Raw genomic sequence first — 17,883 nt, 5'->3', positions numbered from 1 at the left:
AAACTAACAATATTATAAAAAATCCTCGCTGAATGTACTGCAACAAATCTAATTTGAAAATCTTTAGGAGATAAATATGGAATTTTAAATATTCTTAGTCGTCTATTAAACATTATAGCAATTATTATAGGCAAACCCTTTAATATCATCGATTTAGAAGAAATCAGTACAAATAGAAAAGATGAAGTAGTAGAAGTATTGTGTCTTCCTTTAAATAGATTTCCAGGAGTAGCTGGACATATAAAAGATGCGATCGCAAATGAAAAAAATTGGAACGTTTGGTTGAACGATTAGTATGCTATTTTAAAGTTTAAATTAATAACAGAAAGAAAACCTCTTAATATGTTACTACTTTGTTTTTGTATTGTTGAAAATAAGAAAGGAGAAACCAATGAAAAAATATTGGCATAAGCTATCGTTGCTTCAAAAAAATGTATTACTAACGGTATTAGTAATTCTGACCCTTGTTGGAAGTATGGGAGCGTTAAGTTTTAATATGTTTCAAAATAGTATGATGTCTATATTTGAGAGGCAGTCTTTTGAAACAGGTGATGCGGTATTAAATCAATTAGATCTAGAAATAGTAAGAGATGTAGCAAAAGACCCCACAGCTCAAAGAGTGAATAAAGAAAAATTGACAGAGCAATTAGATAAAGCTATAAAAGATATGAAAAGTGTTGGGCAAACATATGTTACTGGAGCCAAGCTAAATGATAAAGCTGAATTACAAATAGTAGCTTTGGATACAGAATTAGCAAATATTGTTTCTGTAAAACCAGGTGAATACTATGAGCAGCCTACTTATTGGATAAAAACATATGATAAAGTAAAACAAACAAAACAGGCACAAATGACAGAAGTGTATGAAGATGAATTAGGGTTCTGGGTAACAATTTTAGAGCCAGTTACAGATGAAAATAAAAATATAATTGCAATTGTTGCAGCGGATTTGGACGCTTCTATTATTCCAATTACAAAGAAACAATTTATAGTGCAAGGTTTACTATTTATAATAATTTCATTAACAATCGCAATTACAATGCAAATATTTATCTCACGAAACTCCATATCGCCTTTAAAGGATTTACAAGAAGGGTTACGTAAAGTTGGTGAAGGGGATTTAAGTATTAAATTGAATGAAAGATCTGATGATATAGGGATAACCAATATCTATTTTAATAACACTATTAAAAAGTTTAATAGTGTTATAGATAAAGTAAGGCAGACTGCTGAACAGGTTTCGACATCTTCACAGGAATTGTCGGTAAGTACAAAAGAGAATAGCATAGCCTTTAAAGAAATTGCAAGTGCTATAACAGGATTAAATTTAGGAGCACATTCTCATGAATATGTACTGCAAAAATTTTTAGGAATTGTACAGGAAATGGAAAGTAAGATGAAAGAAATTAAAGGAGCTGCAAAACAAGTTGGGAATGTTTCGGAAGACATAGAACAGCATTCTGTAGAGGGAAAAGATTTGATTAAGCAAATTGTGAATCAAATGAAAAGAATCAAAGATACAGTTCAGGATGTATCTTCTAGTATTTATGCATTAGAAGCACGATCTAAGGAAATTAATGAAATTCTTACTGTAATTACAACCATTTCAAACCAAACAAATTCATTAGCTTTAGATGCTTATACTGAATCCTCATGTGCTGGAGAGATGGGGGAAGAATTTCCAGGTGTTACGGACGAGGTACGTATATTAGCGGAAAGAACCGAGGCATCTGCAAGGGATATAGCTAAATTAATTGGTGAAACCCAGACTGAGGCAGAGAGAGCTGTAAGATCCATACAGAAGAGTTCAAAGGAAGTAGAATTAGGAATAATACTTGTTCAAAGTAGTGGTGCTTTTTTTGAAAAGATTTCAGAATCTGCACAATCTGTTACAAATCAAATTAAAGCGACTTCGAATCATTCAAGTGACATTCTAAAAGATAATCAAACTATTGTTCAGTTTGTAAATGAATTATCACACATTGCAAATACATATGTGAATAGCAGTAGTAATGTGGAGAAAAGTATGAAAGAGCAAGAACTATATGTACAAGATATTGCAGAGTTAGCAAATTCTTTAAATTGGCTCTCGCAAGAGTTACAGGGGTTAATAGGGGAATTCAAAAATAAGTAGGATAGGGGAAGGTGTAGGTATAGAGTATGACCTATACCTTTATTTATTCCTATATAAGAGATGAAAGCTTAGGTATATATGTAAAATAGCTAAACGAATAACTTTTTGCATATTTTGTTGGAAATAGAGCATGATATTACCAAATTCAACGGAGGTGTTTAAAAAATGCAAATTCGCGAAAATAATAATTCAAACGAAATCTTAATAGCAGCTGCAGCAAGTGCAATTGAACAAATGAAATATGAAATTGCTCTGGAGTTTGGTGTTACACTTGGGCCGGATTCAACTGCACGAGCAAATGGTTCAGTAGGTGGAGAAATTACAAAGCGTTTAGTTCGTATGGCGCAAGAGCAGCTATCTGGTCAATATAAAATTCACTAAAACTAAAGGTATATCCCATTGAAGGGATATACCTTTTTAATTTGTTTTTAAAGGGGATCGTTACATTTTTTATTGTTGGCTAAGTTTAGAAACAGCAAATTTAGCTGTAAAATTCATCTTCTTCATGTACGTAGAATTTACACCTGCTTGAAATTGTACAGAAATATTACCGTCTTTTTGTGCTTTGAATACGCGACCATATGGGGAATTAGCATTGAATGTGCCAATTACTTGATTATCCGCATCAAAGACCGTATAAGAAATTGGGAACCCTGAATTTTGCACAAAGACTGTAAGTTCTTCCCCTTTTTTAAGATTAAATGCTTCTTTTTGAGACACTTCATAAGAACTCATAGAGTAGTATTTTGTGACTTCTTGAATTTCTAAATTCGTAGTAGCTGCACTCGCTTTTGATCCCTCAACCCCTGGTAAGTTCATACCTGAAAATACTGCAATTCCTAGTGCCCCTGCTAAAATCAATTTTTTCATAATAGTATTTCCTCCTTTAATATATTGTGAGATTTGAAACGAAAGTGAAAATCTCAATCCCTGAAACCATTATAGTTACAATGAGAATTATTTTCAATAGAAACTGGTATGTAATTCTGCATACGCAAAGTAGCGATATAAGGTAATTTACTCAAGTTTTAAAGTCTTCTTAACAGAAGGGAAGGGGAAATTTAAAAAATCATGAATGATATTGTAACTGAACTTTATATCTTTTGAGGCTATTCCGTGTGCATCAAGTGAATATATTGTTAATTTTATCTGTATTTATTTTTATTATGAAACACTTTAAGGTTGATAAAATTTTATTTTATGGAATTATTAAACAAAAATGATAAAATTATATGGTATGATAAAAAGGCAATAAAGTACATCATCCTGACTTTATTGTGTATGTTTAGCCTATGTATGTCGTTTGTATTAAAAATAAGAAGTCTCTTAAAAAGAGACTTCTTATTTTTTGTATGGAGGAGGTACTACAGATGATGGATTACTACCAAATATTTTTAATTACGATGGTAGGTATTGCCTTGTTTTTTTATATACAACATGCTGGAAAACCAACGAAAAGAAACAAATGGAAGTTTTTAATTATAGTATTTTTATTTTACCTTTTGAATTATTTATTTCTTAAATTTTTATAGATAGATGTAGAGGGGATACGTTTATCATTCTAAAAAATAAAAAAGGAAGGTGTAATCCTTCCTTTCATTATCCAGTATGTCCGTGCGAATATTTAATAATATTTACAGTACTTTGAGTGCCTGTTGAAGGACTTGATCCAAAAGTTACTGTAACGACAATTAAAATACCAAGTAAGCTAACCGCTAATTTTTTCATTTTAATGCTCCTTTTTTAAAGTTTTTTTCATTGGCTTTACTAGCTTCATAAAAGTAATAGCTAGCTTTTAGATGATTATCTTCTTTGTAAAATTGGACTGCTAACTTTTCGGTATATTCATTTATATACTCATATAGTTCTTCTCGTTCAAAATAAGAAATTCCTTCTAAAACAGCTTTTTCTAAATCATTAGCACAACTATGTAGATTTATTTTTTCTAAAATATTAAAGTGATGAACATAACCTTCAATTCCCAATTGAGTAGAGAGTTGGAGGCCCTTTTTTATTAATTCTTGAGCAATTTCATGTTCTCCTAATTTATAATGCTCTCTAGCTTCAATGAATACGGCTTTATAATCGCTAGGTAGTTTCTGATTAACTTCAGATAAATATCGTAATGCTACTTCAGATAGATTCTGTGTAGCGTACATAAATCCTAGATTGTGACGGACAATTAAAATATTGTATTCTAAATTTTCTTTTTGGAATGTATCCATAGCAGAGATAAAGTGTTCCTCAGCTAACTCCCATTCCTTTAAATGAGTGCATGCTAATCCATATAAGTTATTACAAAAGGCAACTTTTAATTCATATCCAGAATGCTTTGAAAATATATCTTTTGCCTTCATTACATGATTAATACATAAAATTGATCTATGTGTATGACAGTAGAAAATGGCTAACTCATAATGGAATTCAGCATGTTCAATCTCATCAGGTATGGTTTCTAACAAGTATTCGGCTTTATCGTAATGTATTTTTGCAAGGCTATGATTGCCAGTAACATTGGAATGAATGGCTTTAAAGAAGTGATAATAGTATGAAAGGAAATCGTCTGTAGGAGTTTTGTAAGCATCACTTTGTTTAAAGCTATCTTTAGAAATACTTAAGCTATCAATTAAATATTGATGTCTAAAATCTAGTAGTGAGTAGTATAATAATATCGTTTGATTTTCTTCTATATTATGGATTTTGTTTTCAATTTCTTGTTTAAGTAATTGGGCGGCGTCTACATGCCTAGCCCTAATTTCTTGATACCATTGATTTAATAAATGAGTTATTTGCTCGTTCCCCTGTATATGAACATTCATTGTTCAATTTCATCCTCTCCAAAGATATTATTCAGCAATTAGTATCATATCAGAAATTTCCTCTATCAAAATCTATTTAATAGCATTTATCAATAAAAGACGAAACATTCTGTTATTTTTGTTTATTGAGATTCAAGTAGTATGTATTATTGTAATTTGTATAACAATAACCTCTTTTTTCAATTTAAATAGTTGATCAAAATACATTTTCTCAACAGGAGGAAAGGGAATCATATCTAAGTTATTATTATAGGGATAATTGGAGAATAGAAATAAATAATAACGGGGAATTTGAAATGTTAGAGTTAAAAGAAAAGCAAGAGAGAAAAGAGATTTGGGAAAAAGATAAGATGTTTAATATCTTGTATTATGTGAGTACAGATGAGTTAAATATGATTTCTGATTTTAAAGAATTAAAAGAGAGTTGTATTCGTATAGCAACAAACTTATATGGTGAAAATTCATTTGAAGTACAAGCTGTCCAACAAGCTTTTAAAGCAGTTCATATTTAATCTTTTAATAGGGTATAGCTTATTATTTGCTATTAATAAATGGATAATAATATTTTGACATTAGAAAAGGAAACGCTTATAGAGTGTTTCCTTTTCTAATGTAATTGACTTTATTTTTTAGATCTCACATAACCAGCTGCTTGAGCATCAGTTTCTGAACAGAACCAAACAATATTGTCTTTTGTAGAATCATAATATTGTCCACCAGGAACATGGTATTTTTTCGAATTGGCATTTCCTTTAATTTGTCCTTTACAAGTGGTATTGGCTTCTTTGTCATCACTAGGATCATTTTGGAAAGGTTTCCGATTAGAACCGTTATGATTACCACTAGATGAGGAAACAACAGCATTACTTTTTTGTGAAGCTTCTTCCTGGGCTTTACGTTGAGTCTCTTCTTGAGCTTTACGGTTAGCTTCTTCCTGAGCTTTACGGTTAGCTTCTTCCTGAGCTTTATGTTGAGCTTCTTCTTGAGCTTTACGATTAGCTTCTTCCTGGGCTTTACGTTGAGTCTCTTCTTGAGCTTTACGGTTAGCTTCTTCCTGAGCTTTATGTTGAGCTTCTTCTTGAGCTTTACGATTAGCTTCTTCCTGAGCCTTACGGTCAGTTTCTTCTTGAGCTTTACGGTCAGCTTCTTCCTTATTTTTTGTGTCTGCTGTATCTTTTTTAGTATCTTGTGAAGTGGCAACGTTGGTGTCTGCCTTTTTTACAGTTTGATTGGAAGGTGATTTTCCATCAATAAATACAATACTCATTAAAAAGAAAGCTAGTGCTAGATATAAATATGAATATACTACTTTCTTTCTGGTTTTAATTTGTATTTTGGGTAACACAAATTGTGGCTTAATTAATCCAATAATTAAAGCAAGTAAGCTTAACGAAAATCCCAAAAAACCAATATTAACAAGGGCAGGGCGGATAGAATTTGGAATAATTGCTTGAAGTATTAAAAATAAAATAAAGATATAAACAATGGAAGCAATAAACATTTTCCATGCGGTTTTAGAACGATAACCAAAAAAATTTCTCCAGTTCATTTAAGATCCTCCTTATCTAAGGTACTAGATTTTGCTTATAAATTATAATGCCGTAATGATTTAATATCGAGATGCAATTCATCACCTCTCATTTAATAAAATTAATGTATTTATGTAACAAATATACATATGTAAGCATATCATTGTCGTTAACAAATTTTCCATTTTTTTATTTTCATTTTGTCTCATTCATTAGCAAATGAAAGGTTAATCATCATTTAAAAGGAAAATTTGGTGTTAAAATATGAATTAATATAAGATAGTAAGTATTAATTAATCTGTATAAGGAAGTGAGTAAGTATGAAGAGAAAAATATCAGTGGTTGGTGCGGTAATTGTTAATGAAAATAATGAAGTCTTATGTGCATTACGCTCTCCTACAATGACGTTACCGAATTATTGGGAATTTCCAGGTGGTAAGATAAACAAGGGAGAAGAGCCACCAGCTGCATTAATTCGTGAAATTAAAGAAGAGCTTGGATGTACAATTGTTGTAGATGAGAAGGTAGAGGAAGTCGAGTACGAGTATGAAACTATTGTTGTTCATCTTACTACATATAAAGCTAGAATCTTGGCAGGTAAGCCTAAAGCTCTTGAGCATGCAGAGCTAAAATGGATGAGTATTAAAGATTTAAAGCATTTAAAGTGGGCACCTGCTGATATTCCTACCGTAGAAGCACTGTAGGAATATTTTAATGAAATATCCTTGAGAATTATAATTTTATTATGTAATATATAATTATATTGTTAGTTTATTTGATTCCGTTTATTCCCACATCTTATGTGTTGTGGTTGAGTTGTAGAAGCAAGTTTTTTCTTGTTTCAATTTTGAAAGGGCTTCTTTGAGCCGATTAGTGTATATAGCTTATTTGCTATGCACGATTAATCGACTTAAAGGAGCCCTTTTTTGTTTGTTTAAGTGGATGTATAAAGTAGGTTTTAAGCTAAAGAGAAAAATGATTGTTTAGAAGGGATATATAGTGATGAATTGAGACCTATAGCATCTAAAAAAAAGAGTTATATGAAATTATAGTAAGTTAAATCTCTTATAGAGATTTCAAAATACCGAAGTAATAAGCGCAGTTAAAGGGGAAGGTCTCAAACTTTTAAAGGGACACAATAATGCATCTATAGAAGAGGAGAATAAAAATTGAAACCAACTAGAGAAAAGTACGTAATTAATGGAGAGTACACAATAGAACGTAAGCTTTTACATAATGAGATTATTGAATCATTTCTAAAAGGTCAATTACAGCAAGAGCAGGAAGCTGAAGCTATATTACTTGGTGGTGGTTCTGCTGCTGGAAAAAGTTCAATTGGAGAGTTAGTAATTAAGGGGTATAAACTTCAGAAACAAAATATGATTTGGATAGATCCTGATAAGATTAAAGAAAAAATACCAGAGTATCAAGATGCAATGGAATCTGAAGATATTGAGTCAATGAAACAAGCAGCTTTTCTAGTTCATGATGAAAGTAGTGATATTACCATGAAACTATTAAAGATTTGCATGAAAAGAAAACTAAACTTTATGTATGATGGTACAATGAAAAATGAAGTGAAATACATAAAGTTAATTCAACAATTAAGACAAGCGGGTTTCATCATTAAAGCAATTATTGTAGATGTTCCAATCAAGGTTGCCTTAGAGCGATCCAATTTGCGTTTTAAAGTAACAGGAAGATTGGTACCCCAAAGTATAATTGAAGAAAGCCATATGAAAGTAGCGACTACTTTTTCTAAAATTAAAGATTTAATAGATTGCTATACTTTATATGATAATACAGGGAAGGAACCAGAAGTTTTTGCTTTTAAAGAATCAAAACGAGTAAAAGAAATTATTGTTGATGAATGTAGAAATAATCAATTTATCGAGAAATCAGCTCTTGTTTTCAAGTGAATATATCGTTTAAGTTTTATAAAATAATTAATAGATATTATCCTGACATTTTATTATATTATTGATATAATAAATACAGGAGGCGATATAAATGGAACTTAAAGACCTTATGAATTATATTGAAGAAAACAAAGAAGAACATTTTCATGATTTAATCGCTAAAAATGAACGGGAAATTGTAAAAAAAGAAGAAGAGAAATAAAAAATTTAAAATAGAAGAGTTGGCCTTTTGGGTCAACTCTTTTGTTTTTATAAATGGATATAAAGTTGGATTTCTCAATTGTTGAGTAAAAGGAATTGCAGAATTTTTCTGTAGAGAAGGTTGTTTGGTATTGAAAATGAAACAGACAATTTGCTAATCATAGGAGAGTTTTTTAGTATTATATTAAATAGAAAATAGCGTAATGAGTTAACGCTTTAGGAGAGAGTATATGAATCATTTTATTGTTATGCAGGGGCATACATATCAAGAGGAAAAAGGATTAGAAATTATTTGGTCACCTAAAAAGGATAGAGGCGGTAATGTACCACATTCATGGAAAAGAATGATGGATGTAAAAGAGGGGGATCGAATCTTTCATTATGTAAAAGGGAATATTGTAGCAGTTAGTATAGCTGAAGAAGATTGTAAGGAATCGAATAAACCATCGATTATGAAAAGCCATGATCAATGGAATGATGAAGGCTATTTGGTATCTTTAAAATATCATGAGTTAGAAAAACCAATTAATATACGTGAGAAATTTGAAGAGATATCGCACCTGTTGCCAATTAAATATTCACCTTTTCAATCAGATGCAAATGGAAACCAAGGTTATTTATATCCATGTAATGAAGAATTAGCCCTTAAATTAATGGAACTAATTGGTGATTCAAACATTTATAAAATAAATGATGAGCAATTAGAGTTAGCAGTTGATCCGGTAAGAAGGACAGAAAACAACACATTAATTCCGGTTATAGCTGAGACGGAATCCGAAGTAAAAGCGAAAATCCGAATTGGACAGCAAAAATTTAGAGAGGAATTAATGGAGATTTGGAACGGAAAATGTGCATTATGTGGAATAGATTTACCAGAATTGTTAAGAGCAAGTCATTCTAAGCCATGGAAAGATAGTACAAGTATGGAACGCTTAGATCCGTATAACGGTGTACTACTGTGCTGTAATCATGATGCTCTTTATGATAAAGGATTTATCACATTTGATGGACAGGGACGACTTCATATTTCCTCATTAATAGTAGAAACAGATTATTTGAAATTTGGATTAATACCAAAAGCTAAGATAGGAATTCAATCGGAGAATAAATTATACTTTAAGTGGCATAAGAGGAATATTTTTAAAGTAAAATAGTATAATTTTTAACTTCAAGGACAGGAAGAACATAAGAGAGACGAATTGGGTTATCCAGTAAAGGGGAATGGTACATGTATAACTGTAATCAATGTGGAACAGAAATGATTATGCAATTACAAGATAGATATAGAGAATATTGTCCCAAATGTGAAGAGCTTAAACCAAATAACTTGGTATACTATAATCTATATGAATTACTAGATTATATGGAAGCGAATCACTACATGAGTAAGGAAAATATGTTACATAATTTTTTGAAATGGGAGTTTGATTTAACGAAAGGGAATATATTTAAGTTATATCTAGCCATAGATAAATATGATCAATTGAATGATGAGGATTTTACAAGAAAATTAGAGGACTATATGAAGGGTATTCGATTAAAATTAAATGTTAAATATGAAGATGATTATATCTGGATCAAGGTTAATTAGAGGGAATTATAGATGTAATGAATTTGTTTTAAAGAGATAGTAAGTAATTGAGAGGAGATTAATAATGATGGAAGATTTGCAAAAGGTAGTAATAAAATTTCGAGATGAGAGAAATTGGGGGCAGTTTCATAATGCGAAGGATCTAGCAATTTCCTTAAATTTAGAAGCATCAGAGTTGCTTGAGACTTTTCAATGGAAGTCTAGTGAAGAAGCAATAGAGACGAAAATGCAGGAAATAAAAGAAGAAATGGCCGATGTAATGATTTATTTACTTATGCTAAGTGATAAATTAAATATTGATCTAGAACAAGTAGTACATGCTAAGTTGGAAAAGAATGCAGAGAAATATCCTGTAGAAAAAGCATTTGGAAGTAATAAAAAATATAACGAACTGTAAAGCGAAAATCGTTTTACAGTTTTTTGAAATGGTTATGAGAAAGCAGCTGGTTGAGATCATGAATTGGATGTATGGATTGTATTTCAAAAGTATGAAATACACACATCCTTAAGTATTCTTAAAATTAAAAAGTAGGGAGTTATTCAAATGCTATCATTTGCGGAAAAATTATCTTCATTTTACATAATTAAAAAGAAGCGAAAAGAGTTTGAGCAATGTTGTATCAGAGATCCTAAAATAGATGGAATACCAGTGGTCTATATTCAACGGGATAAGAAGAATTTGTATGTAGGTAAGTCTACAGATATATATGAGCGTTTTGTTGCACATATAAGTGATGAAGCTAAAACATTCAATGAAGTGATTGTAATAAAAAGTGAATTATTTACTGAAAGTTCAATTAAGCATATTGAAACATTGTTAATTGAATATTTATTAGCAGATGAAAAATTTAACTTATTGAATAAAGTCAGAGGACAAAAAATTCATTTCTATAATGGAATTGAAAATGTTGAAAATATGTTTGCAGGAATTTGGGAGCATTTAATGAAAGAAGGGGTAGCTAGTGAGAATTTAGGTGAGATACATAATAAATTTATTTATAAATACTCACCATTTAAAGAGCTATCGGCAAACCAAATTGAAGTTTGCAAAGACATTTTTAATACGATGCTTACTATATCAAATAGTAGACATTTGATTACAGGGGACCCGGGGACCGGTAAAACAATTGTATTAACAAACATCTTATATGCGCTAGCTTATGACAGTGAAACTGGTAAAGCGAGAGAGGGATTGAATTATGAGGATATAGCACTTGTTGTTCCACAAAATCACTCATTAAATTTATATAAGAGCTTAATGAACAAACTAGGTCTACAAAGTATTACAGTACTTTCACCTTCACAATTTATTAAGCAGGCAAAAAGTAGGGACACAAAATATAAATATGTTTTTGTGGACGAAGCCCATCGTCTGAAACAATATTTTGGTAAACAAGCACGTGATTTAAAACATTTAGTCACCGATAATGGTTATACAACTGAGTTGGAGTTAATAGAAACATTTGCGTATCATTTAACAATAGTTTATGATCCATACCAAACAATTCGACCAGCAGATATAGATACAGATGTATTCCAGCAGTTGACAGCGAATTATAAGAGGCATCCCTTACATAAACAATTCCGTTTGAAATCTGGAGATCAATATTTAGCATGGCTTCGTAAATATTTACAAATAGCAAATAATGTTGGAGTGTATGAAGAAGGGTTATTGCGGGGTTATGACTTTAAGGTAATGGACTCTATTACAGAGTTGAATCAATCTATGAAAGCGTTAAATGAAAAACATGAATTATGTCGTGTAGTCGCAGGTTATTCTTGGAAATGGATTACACAGAAGGACAAAAATCATTATGATATAAAAGATCCTGTTACAGGCGATACATTCAAATGGAACTCAAAGGTAAAAGGTTGGATTAACTTTGAGAATAGTATAGAGGAAATAGGATGTATACATACTACCCAAGGTGCGGATTTAAATTATGTGGGTGTGATTTTAGGAGCTGAAATTGATTGTGATTACGCAGGTGAAGAAAATGGAGACTATGATTTAAATAAAGCTAAGATTGTGGTGAATCCAAAAGAATATAAAGATCGAAATGGTCTTCCAATTAAGGGAACAGATATAAATAATGAGGAGTTAACATCCTATATTAAACGTATTTATTACGTGCTATTATCTCGCGGGATAAATGGATGTTACGTTCATGCAGTAAATCAAAATATGCAGAGATACTTAAAAGAAATAGTGAGAATAAGTCATTAATTATATAAAGAAGTTACTGTAATTAAAGTAACTTCTTTATATTTAGTAAAATGAAAGGTATATAGACATTAAATTTTAATCGTAAAGTTATGTTTTATTGTTAAAAAATTTCGTTAAAGATATGAAAAGATACTACTACTTAGAAAGTGTATAGAATGAGGAGTATAAACACTGTTAACATGATGCAAATGTGCATATTAAATAGAAAGTAAAGTAAATTGATAATTCATGTGGTAAAATTTTATATATAAATACAATATATGAGTAAGATGTATGCTTTGGACCTTTAGCTCAGCTGGTTAGAGCAAACGGCTCATAACCGTTCGGTCGTAGGTTCGAGTCCTACAAGGTCCACTTATAAACAAGGAGAGAGCACTCAAATGAGTGCTTTCTCCTTGTTTATAAGAAATAAAGGGGATTGTATGATGAAAATAATTGACTTAGAAGCAGTAAGAAAAAAGAAAGAAAAAGTAATGGTAACTATTCCAGTTATAGAACTAATATATGGGGATGATGGAGAAATTGAATTTAAGATAGTAGGAAAAAAAGTTGTTCCACAATCCATGTTAGAGAATTGAACTACTTATAATAGGCTGTAAAGTCGCAAAGTAGACGGAGTTCAATAAAATTTCATTCCTCTAACGAGGAGAGGGTTTAAATTACATTAAAATAGCAATACTTATATTTGAATTAAGAAAACTAAAATTAAGTATAAAAATATATGGGTTTTGTTTTTTATAAAAATAAGAAATCATTGATAAAACAACAGTGGTTTCTTATTTTTTAGGATTAGTGCAAGACATTTCTAGCTCTCTTTTTGAAAGGATAAATCTATAGGTTTTATTAAAGTTATGTTTGTCACATTATAAGTAGAGATTAAAATTATTTCTCGACCTCATACACTATATGTGTTTTGAGAAGCGTTCGATGACCTTTACCTTCAGGGAAAATCTCTCTCCAATCAAAATATTTTAAAATATCTTGCTTATATTTACCTGCATTTAATTTTTGATCAGCCTTGACTATGTGATTTAAAACTATTCCATAGGTCAAATTAGTAATAGTATATATATTTTTTTTAGGAGAAGATGAATTTTGAAGGGATAGGTAAGTCGTACCTTCGAAATTTATTTTAGTAGGTGAAATAATGAAAAAACAGTTAGAACCGTTTGCTAAATTAACTCAAGTAAAATCATTAGACGTCGGAGAAGAGCAAAAGGAATTCAAGCATGTACAGAAGTATCTCTCCAGATTTGGGTATTTGAAAGAAGATACGTACGAGGTGAATAGGTTAGATGATACTACATCTAAAGCGTTAGAAATGTATCAAAAATTTAACAAGTTAAACAAAACGGGGGATTTTAATGATGAAACCCGTAGCCAAATGCAAACTAGTCGATGTGCACTACCGGATTTTAATAATGGTATTACATTTAGAATTAGATGTTCTTGGGATAAAAAAAATCTTACATATGCATTTGACAATATTACAGCAGACGTTCCGAAGCCAGACGCTATTCAAGCTGTGAGAAATGCTTTTAAAACATGGGAAAATGTTTCTAGCCTTAAGTTTTCAGAAGTTGCAAAAGATGAAAATCCTGATCTTATAATTGGATGGCGAAATGCAAATGATGAAGATTTGGATATGACAGGAGGAACATTAGCTCACGCTGATTTTCCTCCGGGATGTTCTATTATTACAAACGCATTACCATTACCTATTCATTTTGACGATAGTGAACATACTTGGTGTATTGGTGCATTTAGAGAGCAATTTGATATTGAGACAGTTGCAGTCCATGAAATTGGGCATACACTAGGTTTAGAACATTCTGATGTCCAAGGGTCTATTATGTTTCCAACTGTTGGTTCAAATTTAATTAAAAGAAATTTAGCGCAAGATGATATCTCAGCTATTCAAAGTTTATATGGAGGTCATTAATGATCCTCTTTAAAATCTCAAAAAAAGAATCCGCTTATTGTGGATTCTTTTTTTAATTTAAAATGAGTAATGATAGTGGTTTATCTTTAAAATATATTTTAGGCTCATTATTATAAAAAAACAATATAAGTTCAATGCGTACCTTCATGTATAAATATGAAATACTTTTTCATTGAAGTTATAGAAATCACAGCATTACAAATTTAATTTAGGTAATGGTTATTTAGAGCTTAAGATTGATTGTCAGAAAAGGCAGAATCATAAGACCTCAGCCCTTTTTAAAAAGGTTTATAGAATTCTAATAGTTCAACTGGAATATTATTTTTGTATGCTATACATGCTTTTGTATCACCAGGTTGAATGGTCTTTTTGTCAATTAACAAAAGCGCAGCAAATGTATTTGCTTCTATCTCTAATTTATCAACGGAAAAGAATGTATTCTTACGCAGGAAAGGTGTATTTGCATGAGTATGTAGAACCGCGTGTCCTAATTCATGAGCACAAACAGTTCTCTGCATAGATGGAGATAAATTAGTATTAATAACAATGAAACGATTTCTTTTTTCATATTTATAAAAACCATTTATTTCTTCATGTAAATCCCATGTTAGTACATGTATTTTTAAGTAATCTGCAAGCTCATAGGGGTTTGTCGTGTTGTATTTGGTGCTAAGTTGTTGGACTAGATCTCTAATGACGAATTTCAATGTTTTCCCTCCTAAGCTTGCATCAGTTATCGTCTGGATTACGATATTTCTTAGGCACGTATTTTTTATTGATTACTTTTGTTTGTTTTACAATGTACTCCATCGCATCTAATAATGACTCTACCGCTTCTTGACTCATAGGTTCACCAGAGAACATTAAGCCATCTTCGCCTTGTAGATCTTTCTTTATTTCTTCCATTCTTTTTGCTATATCTTTCTCATCTTTTGGCGTTACTTGTTCGTTTGGTTCGTCTGTAACAGATCGACCAAGTAAATAGTCAGTTGAAACTGAAAAGCAATCAGCTAATTTAGTTAAAACATCATGTGGAGGGAACCTCTCTTCTGATTCGTAGTAACCTATCATTCTTTGGGATACCCCAATTTTTTCTGCCAATTGTTTTTGGGTTAAATTCTCTTTTTTTCGTAAGGATTTTATTCTAAGTCCTATCATATTGTTCACCTCTCTATTGAACTAATTGTTCTCTTTGAATTTATTTTAGCACAAAAAGTTCTTTTGTGCATTGACAAAGAACAATTAGTTCTTTAATCTGTATTTAGAACTAATTGTTCTTATGGAGGTAGGGTAATGGGAAATAAAATGTACGATCCGAAAAAAAACTTATATAAAGAAATTGCTAGCTATTGCGGAGTAACTGAACGCTATATTCGAATGATAGATCAAAAAGAAAGAACGCCATCAATGGAGACAGCTAGGAAGATTGCACAGTTTTTTGATAAGAGTGTAGATGATATTTTTTTTAGTAATAAATCGAACTTTAAGTTCTTTTTGGCCTCACTTTGGTTTAATAAGTCTGGAAAGTAGATTTTTTCATGAGGAAGTTAAAGGTTGCAATAAGTAAGTAAAAAAGGTTTGAAAATATGAGAGGTAGATAATATGGGGATTTTTCGAGTGAAAAAAGATAATAATTATTCCGTTATTAATAATACCGGTCTAAAGGATAAGAGGCTTTCTTGGAAGGCGAAAGGAATATTAGCTTACATACTCACACTTCCAGATGATTGGGTGTTTTATAGAGAAGAGTTATCGCAACATGCAAAAGACGGTATTAATAGCTTAAGAGCTGGAATGCAGGAATTAAAAGAGTACGGATATATTAGAAGATTTCCTGTTAGAGATGAAAAAAACAAAATTGTTAGGTGGGAGACAATTATTTACGAAATCCCAGTGGATGATTATCCACCAGTGGAAAACCCACCTGCTGGAAAACCTGTTGCTGGTAACCTACCGGTGGAAAATCAAAAGCTACTAAATACTAATATACAAAGTAAGAAAGAACTAAATACTGATATACAAAATATAAATCATCGTCATGATAATAAACAAAAATTAATCTCACAAAGGTTAATAAATGATGATTTTAAAATAAGTTATGAATTTTTAATGAAGAATAGAATTTCATTAAGTGAAATAGCGATTATAGAGCTTGGTACATTTTGTGAATCATTAGGTAGTGAACTAATTGGGGAAGCAGTAAATAGATCAATTGATGAAAATGTACCAAAGTGGAGATATGTACGTGGGATTCTTAAAAATTGGGAAGTCAAAAAGGTAAAAACACTCAAGGATGTAGCTATGTTAGATGCACAGTTTGATCTTGGTAAGAATAAAAAACAATTTGGGTCAGGGAATACCAAGCGAAATGAAAGGGTACCAGAATGGTTACATGAAAAAGAAGAAGTTCCAGAAGAGCAGCCAATACAAAATAATGAGTTAACTATTGAAGAAGAGCGTAAGAGATTAAAAACTTTATTAAAAAAATATAAATAATAAGGGATATTTATAAATTTTATTAAATTGATAATAAAGGTTGGCTTATCTTTGGTGATAAAAATAAAAGTAGAATTTAAATAAAGAAAAGTAGGGGGATTATTATATGTTTGACTGGCTCAAAGATTATCAGAAACTAGAAGAAGAGATTACATATTTAGAATATAACTTAGACAAATCAAAAGCAGAGTTAAAGCGCTGGACTAGTGGGGATTTGCAAAATGTACGATTAACTGCTGAATCGGAAGGGGCTAAAGTAGAAGATCGGATTGAAGCTATTGAATATGAATTAGGACATAAGATGAATGAAGTATTTGATTTAAAGATTTTAATTAATAAGTTTACAGGATTAGATCATCAAATACTCAAAATGAAGTATGTTGATGGAATGACTTTAGAACAAATAGCGTTTGACTTGCATTATAGTACAGGCTATATCCGACGCAAACATGCTGAAATAAGAAAAATTGTCAAGTTTGTAGATGGGTTTTAATGTTACCTTTTTGTAGGGTACATGCAGTGTACAGAAAGTATTGAAAAAGTGATTTATAGTAGTAATATAAGATTTCGACGAAAGGGCAACTATTTTTATGGTTGCTCTTTTTGTTGTGAAAGAAGGTGAGCAACATGAAGTAATTTTAAAAAATTTTTCATTTAAGTGTTAGATGTAATTAGTAGATTAAGAGTTCTATAGAAAAAATAATAGGAAAATAAGGAGAGATTTAGTAATGAGTATATTAGCTGCTTCAGTTAAAACAAAGAATCTGCCACAACAAGTGTTACGTTGGCAATCAATGGTAGAAAGTGAATGTTCAGCACAAGGTGTGTCTGAATTAGTTCCCTACGTACTTGGGATTATTATGGTGGAGAGTGGAGGAAACTCTGAAACAACACCTGATATTATGCAGTCCAGTGGTGCGACACGTTTCTCTATAAGTACGTTAGTGCGAAATGAGAGTGTTGCCTAAATTTATTTAAGCAATAACAACTAATATATCGAGAGTTGGAATGAAAGCCGTCAGGTT

At 31.0% G+C, this 17,883-nt stretch carries 20 protein-coding genes, 1 tRNA gene and 1 pseudogene; 16 read left to right on the top strand and 6 right to left on the bottom strand.

Annotation, left to right across the window (positions count from 1 at the left end; translation table 11 throughout):
- Nucleotides 1–391 precede the first annotated feature (391 nt).
- On the top strand, nt 392–2,134 hold the full coding sequence (locus tag ACS2CR_RS25695; protein ID WP_153602782.1) for a methyl-accepting chemotaxis protein: 1,743 nt from the start codon (nt 392–394) through the stop codon (nt 2,132–2,134).
- 165 nt (nt 2,135–2,299) lie between these two features.
- Nucleotides 2,300–2,515: an alpha/beta-type small acid-soluble spore protein gene (locus ACS2CR_RS25690; RefSeq protein WP_001167046.1), complete on the top strand. Its 216-nt coding sequence runs from the start codon at nt 2,300–2,302 to the stop codon at nt 2,513–2,515.
- A 69-nt stretch (nt 2,516–2,584) separates the two neighbouring features.
- Here the strand turns inward: ACS2CR_RS25690 and ACS2CR_RS25685 are convergent, their stop codons facing one another.
- The 3 genes from ACS2CR_RS25685 to ACS2CR_RS25675 all read right to left on the bottom strand — a co-directional run bounded on the left by ACS2CR_RS25685 (nt 2,585) and on the right by ACS2CR_RS25675 (nt 4,953).
- Nucleotides 2,585–3,004: a hypothetical protein gene (locus ACS2CR_RS25685; protein WP_153602781.1), complete on the bottom strand. Its 420-nt coding sequence runs from the start codon at nt 3,002–3,004 to the stop codon at nt 2,585–2,587.
- Nucleotides 3,005–3,733: 729 nt separating this feature from the next.
- On the bottom strand, nt 3,734–3,862 hold the full coding sequence (locus ACS2CR_RS25680; RefSeq protein WP_000732003.1) for a hypothetical protein: 129 nt from the start codon (nt 3,860–3,862) through the stop codon (nt 3,734–3,736).
- Nucleotides 3,859–4,953: a Rap family tetratricopeptide repeat protein gene (locus tag ACS2CR_RS25675; RefSeq protein WP_097807757.1), complete on the bottom strand. Its 1,095-nt coding sequence runs from the start codon at nt 4,951–4,953 to the stop codon at nt 3,859–3,861. The genes ACS2CR_RS25680 and ACS2CR_RS25675 overlap by 4 nt, the downstream gene beginning before the upstream one ends.
- A gap of 296 nt (nt 4,954–5,249) precedes the next feature.
- Between ACS2CR_RS25675 and ACS2CR_RS25670 the strand changes: the two genes are divergently transcribed.
- On the top strand, nt 5,250–5,465 hold the full coding sequence (locus ACS2CR_RS25670) for a M4 family metallopeptidase (protein ID WP_086407472.1): 216 nt from the start codon (nt 5,250–5,252) through the stop codon (nt 5,463–5,465).
- Nucleotides 5,466–5,575: 110 nt separating this feature from the next.
- Here ACS2CR_RS25670 and ACS2CR_RS25665 read toward each other — a convergent pair whose 3' ends face one another.
- Nucleotides 5,576–6,502, bottom strand: coding sequence for a sunset domain-containing protein (locus ACS2CR_RS25665; protein ID WP_153602780.1), 927 nt, complete (start codon nt 6,500–6,502; stop codon nt 5,576–5,578).
- 300 nt (nt 6,503–6,802) lie between these two features.
- Here ACS2CR_RS25665 and ACS2CR_RS25660 point away from each other — a divergent pair, with 300 nt between their 5' ends.
- From ACS2CR_RS25660 to ACS2CR_RS25620, 9 genes are all read left to right on the top strand, one after another.
- A complete protein-coding gene (locus tag ACS2CR_RS25660; protein ID WP_000823376.1) occupies nt 6,803–7,186 on the top strand; it encodes a (deoxy)nucleoside triphosphate pyrophosphohydrolase in 384 nt (127 codons plus the stop codon).
- Between the two features lie 465 nt (nt 7,187–7,651).
- On the top strand, nt 7,652–8,401 hold the full coding sequence (locus ACS2CR_RS25655) for a zeta toxin family protein (RefSeq protein WP_153602779.1): 750 nt from the start codon (nt 7,652–7,654) through the stop codon (nt 8,399–8,401).
- A 431-nt stretch (nt 8,402–8,832) separates the two neighbouring features.
- Complete coding sequence (locus tag ACS2CR_RS25650; RefSeq protein ID WP_153602778.1) at nt 8,833–9,756, top strand: HNH endonuclease; 924 nt, start codon at nt 8,833–8,835, stop codon at nt 9,754–9,756.
- Between the two features lie 74 nt (nt 9,757–9,830).
- Nucleotides 9,831–10,193 (top strand): hypothetical protein, encoded by a 363-nt coding sequence (locus ACS2CR_RS25645; RefSeq protein ID WP_000282135.1) that lies wholly within the window; start codon nt 9,831–9,833, stop codon nt 10,191–10,193.
- Between the two features lie 67 nt (nt 10,194–10,260).
- Nucleotides 10,261–10,590 (top strand): nucleotide pyrophosphohydrolase, encoded by a 330-nt coding sequence (locus tag ACS2CR_RS25640; RefSeq protein WP_153602785.1) that lies wholly within the window; start codon nt 10,261–10,263, stop codon nt 10,588–10,590.
- A gap of 147 nt (nt 10,591–10,737) precedes the next feature.
- Nucleotides 10,738–12,420 (top strand): DUF2075 domain-containing protein, encoded by a 1,683-nt coding sequence (locus ACS2CR_RS25635; protein ID WP_153602777.1) that lies wholly within the window; start codon nt 10,738–10,740, stop codon nt 12,418–12,420.
- Nucleotides 12,421–12,700: 280 nt separating this feature from the next.
- Nucleotides 12,701–12,774, top strand: a tRNA-Ile gene (locus ACS2CR_RS25630).
- A gap of 71 nt (nt 12,775–12,845) precedes the next feature.
- Nucleotides 12,846–12,998: a hypothetical protein gene (locus tag ACS2CR_RS25625; RefSeq protein WP_153602776.1), complete on the top strand. Its 153-nt coding sequence runs from the start codon at nt 12,846–12,848 to the stop codon at nt 12,996–12,998.
- Nucleotides 12,999–13,567: 569 nt separating this feature from the next.
- Nucleotides 13,568–14,362 (top strand): matrixin family metalloprotease, encoded by a 795-nt coding sequence (locus ACS2CR_RS25620; protein WP_086407465.1) that lies wholly within the window; start codon nt 13,568–13,570, stop codon nt 14,360–14,362.
- A 278-nt stretch (nt 14,363–14,640) separates the two neighbouring features.
- Here the strand turns inward: ACS2CR_RS25620 and ACS2CR_RS25615 are convergent, their stop codons facing one another.
- Both ACS2CR_RS25615 and ACS2CR_RS25610 read right to left on the bottom strand, forming a co-directional pair.
- Nucleotides 14,641–15,069, bottom strand: a complete 429-nt coding sequence (locus ACS2CR_RS25615) for an ImmA/IrrE family metallo-endopeptidase (protein ID WP_065705253.1) — start codon at nt 15,067–15,069, stop codon at nt 14,641–14,643.
- 22 nt (nt 15,070–15,091) lie between these two features.
- Entirely contained in the window at nt 15,092–15,520 is a 429-nt protein-coding gene (locus tag ACS2CR_RS25610) for a helix-turn-helix domain-containing protein (RefSeq protein ID WP_000579789.1), read from the bottom strand.
- 135 nt (nt 15,521–15,655) lie between these two features.
- Between ACS2CR_RS25610 and ACS2CR_RS25605 the strand changes: the two genes are divergently transcribed.
- The 4 genes and pseudogenes from ACS2CR_RS25605 to ACS2CR_RS25590 form a co-directional block, all read left to right on the top strand.
- A complete protein-coding gene (locus tag ACS2CR_RS25605) occupies nt 15,656–15,892 on the top strand; it encodes a helix-turn-helix transcriptional regulator (protein WP_000527100.1) in 237 nt (78 codons plus the stop codon).
- A 72-nt stretch (nt 15,893–15,964) separates the two neighbouring features.
- On the top strand, nt 15,965–16,858 hold the full coding sequence (locus ACS2CR_RS25600; protein ID WP_153602775.1) for a DnaD domain protein: 894 nt from the start codon (nt 15,965–15,967) through the stop codon (nt 16,856–16,858).
- Between the two features lie 106 nt (nt 16,859–16,964).
- A complete protein-coding gene (locus tag ACS2CR_RS25595) occupies nt 16,965–17,351 on the top strand; it encodes a hypothetical protein (protein WP_086407462.1) in 387 nt (128 codons plus the stop codon).
- Between the two features lie 235 nt (nt 17,352–17,586).
- Nucleotides 17,587–17,802, top strand: a pseudogene (locus ACS2CR_RS25590) (lysozyme family protein); the annotation flags it as partial.
- Nucleotides 17,803–17,883 lie beyond the last annotated feature (81 nt).

This window comes from Bacillus cereus group sp. BceL291 (assembly GCF_051776705.1).
Classification (GTDB): Bacteria; Bacillota; Bacilli; order Bacillales; family Bacillaceae_G; genus Bacillus_A; species Bacillus_A cereus.
The sequence above is the reverse complement of the archived record's forward strand: the minus strand, read 5'-3'. Positions and strand labels throughout refer to the sequence as shown.